Below are 14,161 nucleotides of genomic sequence, written 5' to 3'. Positions count from 1 at the left end.
AACGGGATTTTACTTCCGGAGTTACCGTGACCGATCCACGCGCAGGCTTTTTGCTTACCCGCCACTGGCGAGACACCCCTACCGGCAGCGAAGTGGTGCTATGGCTGGCTACCGACAGTGGCCCGCAGCGACTGGTGCTGCCCGCGCAGGAGTCCGTGGCATTTATCCCGAGCGAGTTTCAGCCGCAGGTTGAAACCCTGCTGCGCGACGAGCGCCATGCGCGCCTGCAATCCCTGACGCTCAAAGATTTCCGCCGCCGCCCGGTGTTCGGCCTCTACTGCCGCAGCTATCGCCAGCTGCAAAATCTGGAAAAGCGCCTGCGGGAAAACGGCATCCCGGTGTATGAAGCCGATATTCGCCCTCCCGAACGCTATCTGATGGAGCGCTTTATCACCGCGCCGGTATGGTTCAGCGGCGACGTGCGCGGCGACAGCGTGGTTAACGCGCGCCTCAAGCCAAATCCCGACTATCGCCCGCAGCTTTCCTGGGTGTCGCTGGATATCGAAACCACCGAACATGGCGAACTTTATTGCATCGGGCTGGAAGGCTGCGGTCAGCGTCAGGTTTACATGCTCGGTCCTGCGAATGGGGATGCCAGCCAGCTGGATTTTGAGCTGATCTATGTCGACAGCCGCCCGCAGCTGCTGGAGCAGCTTAACGCCTGGTTCGCCCGCCACGAGCCGGATGTGGTCATCGGCTGGAACCTGGTGCAGTTCGACCTGCGCGTATTGCAGAAACATGCCGACCGCTATGGCATTCCGCTGCGCCTGGGTCGTCAGCAGCAGGCGCTGGAGTGGCGCGAGCACGGTTTCAAACCCGGCGTCTTCTTCGCACAGGCCACCGGTCGCCTGATTATCGACGGCATCGAAGCGCTGAAATCCGCCTTCTGGGATTTCCCCTCTTTCAGTCTGGAAGCGGTGTCGCGTGAGTTACTGGGCGAAGGCAAAGCCATCGACAATCCGTGGCAGCGCATGGAGGAGATCAACTGGCGTTTCGCCCACGATAAACCGGCGCTGGCGCGCTACAACCTGAAAGATTGCGAGCTGGTAACGCGTATCTTTGCCCATGCCGCCATCATGCCATTCCTGCTGGAACGCGCCACGGTTAACGGGCTGGCGGTCGATCGCCACGGCGGCTCGGTAGCGGCCTTTGGCCATCTCTACATTCCGCGTATGCATCGCGCCGGCTTTGTCGCCCCCAATCTGGGGGAAGTGACGCCGGAAGCCAGTCCGGGTGGCTATGTCATGGATTCCCGCCCTGGCCTGTACGATTCGGTGCTGGTGCTGGATTATAAAAGCCTCTATCCGTCAATTATCCGCACCTTCCTGATCGATCCGGTCGGGCTGGTGGAAGGCCTGGCGCACCCCAGCGATGAAGACTCGGTGCCGGGTTTTCGCGGCGCGCGTTTTTCACGTCAAACCCATTGCCTGCCCGCCATCGTCGAGCAGATCTGGCAGGGACGTGAACAGGCCAAGCGTCAGCACAATAAGCCGCTGTCTCAGGCGCTGAAAATTATTATGAATGCCTTTTACGGCGTGCTGGGCACCAGCGCCTGCCGCTTTTTTGATCCGCGTCTTGCCTCATCCATCACCCTGCGTGGTCATGCCATCATGCAGCAAACGCGCGAACTGATTGAGGCGCAGGGCTATGACGTGATTTACGGCGATACCGATTCCACCTTTGTCTGGCTGAAATCCGCCCATAGCGAGGAGCAGGCGGCGGCCATTGGCCGTCAGCTGGCCGATCACGTTAATCGCTGGTGGCAGAGCCATCTGCAACAGACCTATGGCCTGAGCAGCGCGCTGGAGCTGGAGTACGAAAGCCATTTCAGCCGTTTCCTGATGCCCACCATTCGCGGCGCGGAACAGGGCAGCAAAAAGCGCTACGCCGGTTTGATTCGCAGCGACGGCACCGAGCGTCTGGTGTTTAAAGGGCTGGAATCGGTGCGGACCGACTGGACGCCGCTGGCGCAGCAGTTCCAGCAGACGCTATATGGCCATATTTTTCGCGGCGAACCCTGGCAGGATTATATTCGCGACACCGTCGCGCAGCTGCTGGCTGGCGAACTGGATGATCAGCTGGTGTATAAAAAACGTTTGCGCCGTCCGCTGAAAGATTATGAGCGCAACGTGCCGCCGCATGTGCGTGCCGCGCGGCTGGCCGATGAGCACAACCGCAAGCTGGGCCGTCCGTTGCAGTATCAAAATGGCGGCGCGATCCGCTATGTTATCGCCACCTCAGGACCGGAACCTCTGGAGGCGCGCAGCACGCCGCTCGACTATGATCATTATGTGACGAAGCAGCTTCAGCCGGTCGCCGAAGGCATTTTACCTTTCGTCGGTGATGACTTTGCTACACTTATTACCGGGCAGTTGGGGCTTTTTTGACAGGTGACGAAAGCCCTGCCATCCAGTACCATAGCGCCCTTCCTGAATCTCACCACATCCACAGTCGGACCGAACCCTTTCGTTTGGCGGTTGGGTATTGCCTGAGAGCAGGTGAACATCTTCATGACATGACAGAGAGTCGAGCAGAAAATATATGGTTTTTACACTGGGTCAGCGCTGGATCAGCGATACGGAAAGTGAACTGGGACTGGGAACGGTAGTGGCGGTGGATACGCGCATGGTCACGCTGCTGTTTCCGGCAACCGGCGAAAACCGCCTCTATGCCCGTAATGATTCTCCTGTTACCCGCGTGATCTTCAATCCGGGTGATACCATCACCAGCCACGAAGGCTGGCAGATGACCGTTGACGAAGTGCGCAACGAAAACGATTTAATGGCTTACGTCGGCACGCGTCTGGATACCGAAGAAGCGAACGTGGTGCTGCGCGAAGTGATGCTCGACAGCAAACTGGTGTTCAGTAAGCCGCAGGATCGCCTGTTTGCCGGTCAGCTGGACCGCATGGATCGCTTTGCGCTGCGCTTTCGCGCGCGTAAATATCACAGCGAGCAGTACCGCCTGCCGATCAGCGGCCTGCGTGGCATGCGTACCAACCTGATTCCACACCAGCTGCATATCGCCCATGATGTTGGCCGTCGTCACGCGCCACGCGTATTGCTGGCCGATGAAGTGGGTCTCGGTAAAACCATCGAAGCCGGGATGATCATCCAGCAGCAGCTGCTGGCGGGCCGTGCGGAACGCGTGCTGATTGTGGTGCCGGAAACCCTGCAACACCAGTGGCTGGTGGAGATGCTGCGTCGTTTCAATCTGCGTTTTGCGCTGTTTGATGACGATCGCTACACCGAAGCGCAGCACGACAGCGATAACCCATTCGAAACCGAACAACTGATCATCTGCTCACTCGATTTTGTGCGCCGCAACAAGCAGCGTCTGGAGCAGCTGGCCGATGCCGCCTGGGATCTGCTGGTGGTCGATGAAGCGCACCATCTGGCATGGAGCGAAGCCGCGCCAAGCCGCGAATATCAGGTGATTGAGCAACTGGCGGAACAAACGCCTGGCGTGCTGCTGCTGACCGCGACGCCGGAACAGCTCGGCCTGGAGAGCCATTTCGCGCGTCTGCGTCTGCTCGATCCCAACCGTTTCCACGATTTCAGCCAGTTTGTCGCCGAGCAGCAGCACTATCGCCCGGTGGCCGATGCGGTCAGCACCCTGCTGGCTGACAAGTCCATCTCCAAAGAGGAGATGAACCTGATTAACGACCTGGTCGGTGAACAGGATATCGAACCGTTATTGCAGGTGGCGAACAGCGACCGCGACGGCAAGGAAGACGCACGCAAAGAGCTGATTTCCATGCTGATGGATCGCCACGGCACCAGCCGCGTGCTGTTCCGCAACACCCGTAACGGCGTCAAAGGCTTCCCGAAACGCGAGCTGCATCAGATTCGCCTGCCCCTGCCGGCGCAGTACCAGACGGCGATTAAAGTCTCCGGCATTATGGGTACCCGTAAAAGCGCCGAAGAACGTGCGCGCGATATGCTGTATCCCGAGCAGATTTATCAGGAATTTGAGGGCGACAGCGGCACCTGGTGGAACTTCGATCCGCGCGTTGAGTGGCTGATGGGGTATCTCACCACCAATCGTAAAGAGAAAGTGCTGGTGATTTGCGCCAAAGCCGCCACCGCCCTGCAGCTGGAACAGGTGCTGCGCGAGCGCGAAGGCATTCGTGCCGCGGTGTTCCATGAAGGCCTGTCAATCATCGAACGCGACCGTGCTGCGGCCTGGTTTGCTTCGGAAGAAGATGGCGCGCAGGTGCTGTTGTGCTCGGAAATTGGCTCAGAAGGGCGCAACTTCCAGTTCGCCAGCCGTCTGGTGATGTTTGACCTGCCGTTCAACCCGGATCTGCTGGAACAGCGTATTGGTCGTCTCGATCGTATCGGCCAGGCGCACGACATTCAGATCCTGGTGCCGTGGCTGGAGAAAACCGCCCAGGCGGTGCTGCTGCGCTGGTATCACGAAGGTCTGGATGCGTTTGAGCACACCTGCCCGACCGGTCGAACCATTTATGACAACGTCTATAGCCAGCTGATTGAGTACCTGGCCGCGCCGGAAAATCCGCAGGGCCTGGATGAATTTATCGGCGAGTGCCGCAAACAGCATGATCATCTGAAGACCCAGCTGGAGCAGGGTCGCGATCGCCTGCTGGAACAGAACTCCAACGGCGGCGATGCCGCCCAGGCGCTGGCCGACGCCATCGCCGAGCAGGATAACGATACCGAGCTGGTGAATTTTGCCCTCAACCTGTTCGATATCGTCGGTATCAATCAGGAGGATCGCAGCGATAACCTGATCGTGCTGACGCCGTCGGACCATATGCTGGTGCCGGATTTCCCAGGCCTGCCGGAAGATGGCTGCACCGTGACTTTCAACCGTAATCAGGCGCTGTCGCGCGAAGATACCCAGTTCATTACCTGGGAGCATCCGCTGATCCGCAACGGTCTGGATCTGATCCTCTCCGGCGATACCGGCAGCTGTGCGTTGTCGTTGCTGAAGAACAAAGCCCTGCCGGTCGGTACGCTGCTGGTCGAGATGATTTACGTGGTCGAGGCGCAGGCGCCGAAGCATCTGCAACTGACCCGCTTCCTGCCGCCAACGCCGATCCGACTGCTGATGGATCGCAGCGGCAACAATCTGGCCGGTAAAGTGGAGTTTGAAAGCTTCAACCGTCAGCTGAATGCGGTGAATCGTCATACCGGCAGCAAGCTGGTGAACGCCGTACAGCAGGATGTGCATCAGATTCTGACGCTGGCCGAAAGCGCCGTGGTGCCGGTAGCGCAGGCGGTGATTGCCGCCGCACAAGCCGAAGCCGATGAGAAACTGAGCGCTGAGCTGTCGCGCCTTGAAGCGCTGCGCGCCGTTAACCCGAACATCCGTGATGACGAGGTTGAGGCGCTGGAGAGCAACCGTAGCCAGGTGCTGGCAAGCCTGAGCGATGCAGGCTGGCGTCTCGATGCGCTGCGCCTGATTGTCGTGACGCACCAATAACTGACCGGGGCCGACAGGCCCCAATACGGAACTGCTGATGGAACCTTATAACCCGCCGCTCGAACCCTGGCTGCATATCCTGTATCAGGACGACCATATTATGGTGGTCAATAAGCCAAGTGGTTTGCTGTCGGTGCCGGGCCGCCTTGACGAGCATAAAGACAGCGTGATGACGCGCATCCAGCGCGATTATCCGCTGGCTGAATCGGTGCATCGTCTGGATATGGCCACCAGCGGCGTGATCGCGGTGGCGCTGACCAAAGCGGCGGAACGTGAGCTGAAGCGACAGTTTCGGGAGCGTGAGCCGGCAAAGCAGTATGTGGCGCGCGTCTGGGGCCATCCGGCTGAGGAAAAGGGGTTGATCGATCTGCCGCTGATTTGCGACTGGCCGAACCGGCCTAAGCAGATGGTCAGTTTTGAACACGGCAAACCGGCGCAGACTGAGTACCAGGTGCTGGCGTATGACGATGACAACAGCGCCAGGGTGGCGCTGAAACCGATCACCGGCCGTTCGCACCAGCTACGTGTGCATTTGCTGGCGCTGGGCCATCCGATTCTCGGCGACCGCTTTTATGCACCGCCGGAAGCGCTGGCGATGGCACCGCGCCTGCTGCTGCATGCGGAGTCGCTCACCATCACCCATCCGGCGTTTGGCAACAGTATGACGTTTCGGCAACCGGCGGATTTTTAACGGACGGTGCGCATAATGCGCACCCGACGGTCATAGGGTCGGCATCAATGCCGACCTGACCAATAACGGAATGGGAAAGGATTTATTTAAAGCCCTTCTCCTTACGAATCAAATCGTAAGCCGACTGAATCTCCTGCGCCTTCTGCTTCGCCATCTCCATCATCTCCGGCGGTAAGCCTTTTGCCACCAGCTTATCGGGGTGATGTTCACTCATCAGCTTGCGGTAAGCCCGCTTGATGGTGGTGCTGTCGTCACTGCTTTTCACGCCCAGCACACTACAGGCATCTTCCAGCGTCGGACCGCGTTTGGCCTGCTGATAACCCGCGCCACCGTAAGATGACCCGCCGCCGCCAAACTGCTGACCGCCCTCCATCATGCGCAGGAACTGATCAAACTGCATACGCGAGATGCCCAGCTCCTCGGCGATCACATACAGCACCTGACGCTCGTTGGGATGCAGCGAACCGTCAGCGAAAGCAGCCTGGATCTGAATTTCCAGAAACATCCGAATCAGATCAAAACGACCGAAGCACGCGCTGCGCAATTCCCGTAGCTTATTACGCAGCGGATAGGCGCTATGTTTCCCTTCGCGGAACGCGCGCTGCGCTGCGCTGCGGGCATCGCCGTGCAATTGCATGCGGTCCATAAATAAGGATGCAATCTGGATATCCGCTTCGGTGACGCGCCCTTTTGACTTGGTCAAATGGCCCATGACCTGAAAGGTGGTACTGAAAAACAGTGTCTGGCGGGTTTGGTTGTTGGCGAAGTAGCCCTGTCCCTTAACGCTGCGCACTTTATCAAACATGTGGCCAATAATAAGACCAAGCACAATGCCCCAAAAGCCTAGCCCGGAAAGCAAGCCCAGAGCCAGACCAATTACTTTTCCCCAGTAGCGCATAAACTCCTCAATTCGCCATGCTTGCGGCTGAAAATTGCATTATCATACCTGTCATTTATCTCAGCGCCTAACGGCAACGCGGACAGACAAGGATTAACACTGGCGCAACGCCGGGCAGTAAGTTAGTCTCTGACCGGATTGTCGGCATGATGCCAGTTTTCATGGAATTATCGAAACCGCGTATGAAAAAACGTATACCTACCCTGCTGGCTACCATGATTGGTGCAGCGCTATATAGTCAGCATTCTCTCGCCGACGACTTAATGTCGCAGTGTATGCTGGGCGTGCCGAGCTATAACCGTCCAGTGGTTAATGGCGACACGAATACGCTGCCGGTCACGATTCACTCGGACAAGGCTAAAGGTAATTACCCCAACGACGCGGTGTTCACCGGCAATGTCGAGGTTCAGCAGGGTAATAGCCGTTTAACCGCCGACGAAATGCAACTGCATCAACGTCAGCAGGATGGGCAAACCACGCCGGTTCGTACCGTCGATGCGCTGGGTAATGTGCACTATGACGACAATCAGGTCATCCTGAAAGGTCCGAAAGCCTGGTCGAATCTGAACACCAAAGATACCAACGTCTGGAACGGTAACTATCTGATGGTGGGTCGTCAGGGACGCGGTGATGCCGATCAGATGAAACTGCGCGGCAATAATCGTTATACCATCATGGAAAACGGCAGCTTCACCTCCTGTCTGCCCGGCTACAACAGCTGGAGCGTGGTCGGTACTGAGATCATTCAGGACCGCCAGGAAGAAGTGGCTGAGATCTGGAATGCGCGCTTCAAACTCGGCAACGTACCTGTGTTCTATAGCCCGTATATGCAGTTGCCGCTTGGCGATCGTCGCCGCTCCGGTTTCCTGATCCCTAATGCAAAATACAGCAGCACGAATGGCTTCGAATTCATGCTGCCGTACTACTGGAACATCGCGCCACAGGCCGATGCCACCATTACGCCGCATTACATGAGTAATCGCGGCATGCAGTTGCAGAACGAATTCCGTTATTTAAGCGAATTTGGCGGTGGTTTGTTAGAACTGGATTATCTGCCATCAGATAATCAATACAACAAAGACAAGCCGTCACGCCCGATAGTTGCCAATGATTCTAACAATGATCGCTGGTTGTTTGTCTGGAACCACGCGGGCGTTTACGAGCAACACTGGCGCTTCAATGCGAATTACACCAAAGTCAGCGACCCGTATTACTTCAATGACTTGTCATCGAAGTATTACAGCTCGACGGATGGTTACGCGACGCAGAAATTCAGCGTGGGCTATGCGGATACCAACTGGGACGCCACGCTCTCCACCAAAGATTTCCAGGTGTTTGGTACCACCAGCAGCACCAATGTTTATCGCGCTATGCCGCAGCTCGATCTGAATTTCTATCAGAACGACATCGGGCCGTTTGATGGGCATATTTATGCCCAGGCAGTGAAGTTTACTAACGTCAACAGCCAAATGCCGGAAGCGACACGTCTGCACGTTGAACCGACGCTGGATCTGCCGCTGTCAAATGGCTGGGCCAGCCTGGATACTGAAGCCAAATTCCTTGCCACGCATTACCAGCAGGACGGTATCGACGCTTACAATAGCCCATCCAATGCAAGTAACAGAACCTCCAGTGGCCTGCTGGATAGCTCCGTCAACCGTACGCTGCCGCAGTTTAAAGTCGATGGCCGTCTGGTATTTGACCGCGATATGAACTGGGCGGAGGGTTACACCCAGACGCTGGAACCGCGCGTGCAGTACCTCTATATCCCGTATCGCAACCAGAGTAATATCTACCCGTACGACTCCACACTGCTACAAACCGACTACACCGGCCTGTTCCGTGACCGTACTTATAGCGGCCTTGATCGCATCGCATCGGCTAACCAGGTGGCGACCGGTGTGACCACACGAATTTATGATAACGATCTGGTTGAACGTTTTAACGTTTCTGTAGGTCAAATCTTCTCGTTTACCCCATCGCGGACCGGTGTTAACCAGACCAGCGATGAAGATGACACCGGCAGCCTGGTCTGGGCTGGTGACACTTACTGGAAAGTAAGCGATCGCTGGGGCGTGCGCGGCGGGCTGCAATACGATACCCGCCTCGATAACATCGCGCAGGGCAATGCGGTGCTGGAGTATCGTCAGGATGCCGATCGTATGGTGCAGCTGAGCTACCGCTACAGCAGCCCGGAATATGTGGCGCAGGCGCTGAACGACTCGACGCTGTTGACTAACCCGATCTATAAAAACGGGATTTCACAGGTCGGTGCCACTGCCAGCTGGCCGATTGTCGACGCCTGGTCGCTGGTGGGTGCGTATTACTACGACACCCGCAACAGCAAACCGGCCGATCAGCTGCTGGGCCTGCAATATAGCTCCTGCTGCTATGCAATCCGTGTGGGTTACGAGCGTAAAATCAACGGCTGGAATACTACCAACAACCAGAGTAAGTATGACAACCAAATCTCATTCAACATTGAGCTGCGTGGCCTTAGCTCCAACTACGGCTTAGGCACCCATGACATGCTGCGTCAGGGCATCATCCCTTACCAGCGAGCTTTCTGATGTTGTGATGTTTGACAGGCTATCCCGCAGTGCGGAAACAACAATGGATAAAGTATGAAGAACTGGAGAATGCTGATTCTTGGTGTGGCGATTGCCGCTAACACCGCGTTCGCAGCCCCGCAAATGGTAGATAAAGTCGCCGCCGTCGTGAATAACGGCGTGGTGCTGGAAAGTGACGTTGATAGCATGTTGCACACGGTGAAAGCGCAGGCGCAGCAGGCCGGTCAGCAACTGCCTGATGACAACACCCTGCGTCATCAGATCCTTGAGCGTCAGATCATGGATAACATCATTCTGCAGATGGGCGAAAAAGCGGGTCTGCAAATCACCGATCAGCAGCTGGATCAGGCGATCCAGAACATCGCGGGCCAGAACCATATGACCCTCGACCAGCTGCGCAGCCGCCTGGCCTATGACGGAGTGAACTACAACGACTATCGTGGTCAGATCCGCAAAGAGATGATGATCGCTGAAGTACGTAACAACGAAGTACGCCGTCGTATCACCATTCTGCCGCAGGAAGTCGACACGCTGGCCTCGCAGATTGGCTCACAGAATACCCAGGGTACCGAGCTGAATATCAGCCAGATCCTGCTGCCGCTGTCGGAAAACCCGACGCAGAAACAGGTTGATGACCAGGAAGCACTGGCACGTCAGCTGGTGGGTGAGCTGAAAAAAGGCGCTGACTTCGGCAAGCTGGCAGTGACCTACTCTGCCGACCCTCAGGCGCTGAAAGGCGGCAACATGGGTTGGGGCAAAATTGAAGAACTGCCGACCCTGTTCTCCCAGGCACTGGCAACCGCCAAAAAAGGCGATATTGTTGGCCCGATCCGTTCAGGTGTTGGCTTCCATATCCTGAAAGTGAACGACCTGCGTGGCGAGAGCAAAAACATCTCCGTAACCGAAGTGCACGCACGCCACATCCTGCTGAAGCCGTCGCCGGTCCTCACTGACGATCAGGCACGCGCCAAGCTGGAAGAGATCGCAGCCGATATTAGCACCGGTAAGACCACCTTTGCTGCGGCGGCCAAGCAGTATTCTGACGACCCAGGTTCAGCGAACCAGGGCGGCGATCTCGGCTGGAGCACCCCGGAAGTTTACGATCCGGCATTCCGCGATGCCTTGATGCGTCTGCAGAAAGGCCAGACCAGCCAACCGGTGCACTCCTCTTTCGGCTGGCACCTGATTCAGCTGCTGGATACCCGCCAGGTTGACAGAACGGATGCAGCGCAGAAAGAGCGTGCTTACCGTGTCCTGTTTAACCGTAAATTCGCGGAAGAAGCGCAAACCTGGATGCAGGAACAGCGCGCCAGTGCTTACGTGAAGATTCTGGACAACAATGGTCAGTAATTATCGTGTGGTTATCACTCCCGGCGAACCTGCCGGGATTGGTCCTGATTTAACCGTGCAGCTGGCCCAGCGTGACTGGCCGGTTGAACTGGTGGTGTGTGCCGACGGCGAGCTATTACGTCGTCGTGCGGCGCAGCTGGGTTTACCGCTGACGCTGCGCGATTATCAGCCTGGCGTCGCGGCACAACCGCAGCAGGCAGGTACGCTGACGCTGTTGCAGGTTGACACTGCTGAGCCGGTCACACCCGGTGAGCTGGCCGTCGCCAACAGCCACTACGTGCTGGCTACCCTGGCACGCGCCTGTGATGGTTGTCTCAACGGCGAGTTTGCCGCGCTGATCACCGGCCCGGTGCATAAAGGCGTCATCAACGATGCCGGCATCCCCTTCACCGGCCATACCGAGTTTTTTGCCGATCGCGCTGGCGGTGACCGCGTTGTTATGATGCTCGCCACCGAAGAGCTGCGCGTTGCACTGGCAACCACGCATCTGCCTTTGAAAGACGTATCGGCAGCAATCACGCGTGAAAGCCTGCATGAAGTGATCACCATTCTGCATCGCGATATGCAGCAGAAGTTCGGCCTGCCGAACCCGCATATTTACGTCTGCGGCCTGAATCCACACGCGGGCGAAAGCGGCCATATGGGTCGCGAAGAGATCGACACCATCATTCCGGCACTGGACGAATTGCGGCAGCAGGGTATCCAGCTGACCGGTCCGCTGCCTGCCGATACCCTGTTCCAGCCGAAGTATCTGCAACATGCCGATGCGGTGCTGGCGATGTATCACGACCAGGGCTTACCGGTGCTAAAATTTCAGGGGTTTGGCCGTGCGGTGAATATCACGCTGGGCCTGCCCTTTATCCGTACCTCGGTTGACCACGGCACCGCGCTTGAACTGGCCGGTCTGGGTCAGGCGGAGCCGGGCAGCTTTATTACGGCGCTTAACCTCGCCATCACTATGATCAAGAGCAGTAATGAATAATCGCGTCCATCAGGGGCATTACGCCCGTAAACGTTTCGGGCAAAACTTCCTGAACGATCAGTACATTATCGACAGCATCGTCTCCGCCATTCACCCGCAGAAGGGTGAAGCCCTGGTGGAGATTGGCCCTGGCCTCGGCGCACTGACTGAGCCGGTGGGCGAGCGTCTGGATGCGCTGACCGTGGTAGAGCTGGACCGCGATCTTGCCGCACGTTTGCAAACGCATCCTTTCCTCGGCCCTAAACTGACCATCTTCCAGCAGGATGCGATGACCTTTGACTTTTCTGCGCTGGCGCAGGAAAAAGGCCAGCCGCTGCGCGTATTTGGCAACCTGCCGTACAACATCTCCACCCCGTTGATGTTCCACCTTTTCAGCTATACTGGTTCGATTAAAGACATGCACTTCATGCTGCAAAAAGAAGTGGTCAATCGTCTGGTGGCTGGACCGGGCAGCAAAGCCTATGGTCGACTCACCGTGATGGCGCAGTATTATTGTCAGGTGATCCCGGTACTGGAAGTACCGCCGCACTCTTTCACACCACCGCCCAAAGTCGACTCTGCGGTGGTACGTCTGGTGCCTTTCGCCCAGCCGCCGCATCCGGTCAGCGATGTGCGCCTGCTGAGCCGTATCACCACCGAAGCGTTCGGCCAGCGTCGTAAAACGCTGCGCAACAGCCTCGGTCACCTGTTTGCAGCAGGTGCACTGGATGAACTGAATATTGATCCCACCCTGCGTGCAGAAAACGTTTCGGTGGCACAGTATTGCCAGCTGGCCAACTGGCTCGGCAACCATCAGGCAGAAAATCCGGAGAACTGAGTGCATGAGTGAACTGGCACGCGTCTGTATTCAGGCACAAAGCCTGTATGTGGCATCGCAATCCTCGCCCGAGGATGAGCGCTACGTGTTTGCCTACACCATCACCATCCGCAATCTGGGGCACGCCACCGTTCAGCTGCGCGGTCGTTACTGGCGGATCACCAATGGTAATGGCCATGTCACCGAAGTCCAGGGTGAAGGCGTGGTGGGTGAACAGCCAGAGCTGGCACCCGGCGACGAATTTCAATACACCAGTGGCGCGATTCTCGAAACGCCGATGGGCACCATGCAGGGCCACTACGTAATGGTCGACGAAGAAGGTGAAGAGTTCCTCGTTGAAATTCCGGTGTTCCGACTTGCGGTGCAAACCCACATCCACTAATCCTTCTCCGCCCGGCCTGTCCGGGCGGTGCGTTTTAACCGGACGATGTAATGAGTACATACCTGATTGGCGATATTCACGGCTGTTATGATGAGCTTCGTGCCCTGCTGGCACAGGTCAATTTTGATCCGCAGCAGGACACCCTATGGCTGACCGGAGACCTGGTGGCGCGCGGCCCCAGCTCGCTCAACGTACTGCGCTATGTGAAGTCGCTGGGTGACAGCGTACGGCTGGTGCTGGGCAATCACGACCTGCATCTGCTGGCGGTATTCGCCGGTATCAGTCGTAATAAACCGAAAGATCGCCTGACGCAGTTATTAGAAGCCGACGATGCTGATGAGCTGATCAACTGGCTGCGACGTCAGCCGCTGTTGCAGGTGGATGAAGAGAAAAAACTGGTGATGGCCCATGCCGGCATCACGCCGCAGTGGGATCTCGACACCGCAAAAATATGCGCGCGCGAAGTAGAAGCGGTACTTTCCAGCGACAGCTACCCGCTGTTTCTCGATGCCATGTACGGTGATATGCCAAACAACTGGACGCCGGAACTGAGCGGTCTGTCGCGCCTGCGTTTCAGCACCAATGCTCTGACGCGGATGCGTTTCTGCTTCCCGAATGGTCAGCTGGATATGATTTGCAAGGATACCCCGGAATCCGCCCCGCCGCCGCTGAAGCCCTGGTTTAAGATTGCCAGCCCGGTGGCGCGTGATTACACCATCGTGTTTGGGCACTGGGCATCGCTGGAAGGCAAAGGGACGCCGGAAGGGATTATCGGACTGGACACCGGTTGCTGCTGGGGCGGTACGCTGACATTGCTGCACTGGGAAACGCAGCAATATTATGTGCAGCACTCCAACCGCGAACAGGCCATGGCGACCAGCGAAACTCACCCACATCCGCCACTCAGCCACCACGAATAACAGTGCGCCGGTGCGAATTAATTCGCACCCTACACTGAACCGCAGGGTCGGCATTTATGCCAACCAGGCCATATTCGCCTTACCTTGCCTGTAGGGTCGGCAT

General features: G+C 57.2%; 10 protein-coding genes. 9 read left to right on the top strand and 1 reads right to left on the bottom strand.

Annotation, left to right across the window (positions count from 1 at the left end; translation table 11 throughout):
* The first annotated feature begins 26 nt into the window (after positions 1-26).
* The 3 genes from polB (at position 27) to rluA (ending at position 6,139) form a co-directional block, all read left to right on the top strand.
* Entirely contained in the window at positions 27-2,387 is a 2,361-nt protein-coding gene (gene polB, locus AC6I8V_RS03420) for a DNA polymerase II (protein ID WP_497844525.1), read from the top strand.
* Positions 2,388-2,541: 154 nt separating this feature from the next.
* The gene (gene rapA / locus AC6I8V_RS03415) at positions 2,542-5,448 is read left to right on the top strand and encodes an RNA polymerase-associated protein RapA (protein WP_497844524.1); all 2,907 of its coding nucleotides are present in this window, start codon (positions 2,542-2,544) and stop codon (positions 5,446-5,448) included.
* Positions 5,449-5,479: 31 nt separating this feature from the next.
* Complete coding sequence (gene rluA, locus AC6I8V_RS03410) at positions 5,480-6,139, top strand: bifunctional tRNA pseudouridine(32) synthase/23S rRNA pseudouridine(746) synthase RluA (protein WP_497845754.1); 660 nt, start codon at positions 5,480-5,482, stop codon at positions 6,137-6,139.
* Between the two features lie 82 nt (positions 6,140-6,221).
* Here the strand turns inward: rluA and djlA are convergent, their stop codons facing one another.
* Positions 6,222-7,037, bottom strand: coding sequence for a co-chaperone DjlA (gene djlA / locus AC6I8V_RS03405; protein ID WP_497844523.1), 816 nt, complete (start codon positions 7,035-7,037; stop codon positions 6,222-6,224).
* 182 nt (positions 7,038-7,219) lie between these two features.
* Between djlA and lptD the strand changes: the two genes are divergently transcribed.
* The 6 genes from lptD to apaH are packed head-to-tail and all read left to right on the top strand — an operon-like array spanning position 7,220 to position 14,058.
* On the top strand, positions 7,220-9,607 hold the full coding sequence (lptD, locus tag AC6I8V_RS03400) for an LPS assembly protein LptD (protein WP_497844522.1): 2,388 nt from the start codon (positions 7,220-7,222) through the stop codon (positions 9,605-9,607).
* Between the two features lie 54 nt (positions 9,608-9,661).
* Complete coding sequence (surA, locus tag AC6I8V_RS03395) at positions 9,662-10,957, top strand: peptidylprolyl isomerase SurA (RefSeq protein WP_497844521.1); 1,296 nt, start codon at positions 9,662-9,664, stop codon at positions 10,955-10,957.
* A complete protein-coding gene (gene pdxA / locus AC6I8V_RS03390; RefSeq protein WP_497844520.1) occupies positions 10,947-11,939 on the top strand; it encodes a 4-hydroxythreonine-4-phosphate dehydrogenase PdxA in 993 nt (330 codons plus the stop codon). The genes surA and pdxA overlap by 11 nt, the downstream gene beginning before the upstream one ends.
* On the top strand, positions 11,932-12,756 hold the full coding sequence (gene rsmA / locus AC6I8V_RS03385) for a 16S rRNA (adenine(1518)-N(6)/adenine(1519)-N(6))-dimethyltransferase RsmA (protein ID WP_497844519.1): 825 nt from the start codon (positions 11,932-11,934) through the stop codon (positions 12,754-12,756). Before pdxA ends, rsmA begins: the two co-directional genes overlap by 8 nt.
* A 4-nt stretch (positions 12,757-12,760) precedes the next feature.
* Positions 12,761-13,138, top strand: a complete 378-nt coding sequence (gene apaG / locus AC6I8V_RS03380; RefSeq protein WP_497844518.1) for a Co2+/Mg2+ efflux facilitator ApaG/CorD — start codon at positions 12,761-12,763, stop codon at positions 13,136-13,138.
* Positions 13,139-13,188: 50 nt separating this feature from the next.
* Entirely contained in the window at positions 13,189-14,058 is an 870-nt protein-coding gene (gene apaH, locus AC6I8V_RS03375; protein WP_497844517.1) for a bis(5'-nucleosyl)-tetraphosphatase (symmetrical) ApaH, read from the top strand.
* The last annotated feature ends 103 nt before the right edge of the window (positions 14,059-14,161 follow it).

This window comes from Pantoea sp. X-Soil-TKNS-1207 (assembly GCF_059730485.1).
This window is presented reverse-complemented; position numbering and strand designations above follow the sequence as displayed.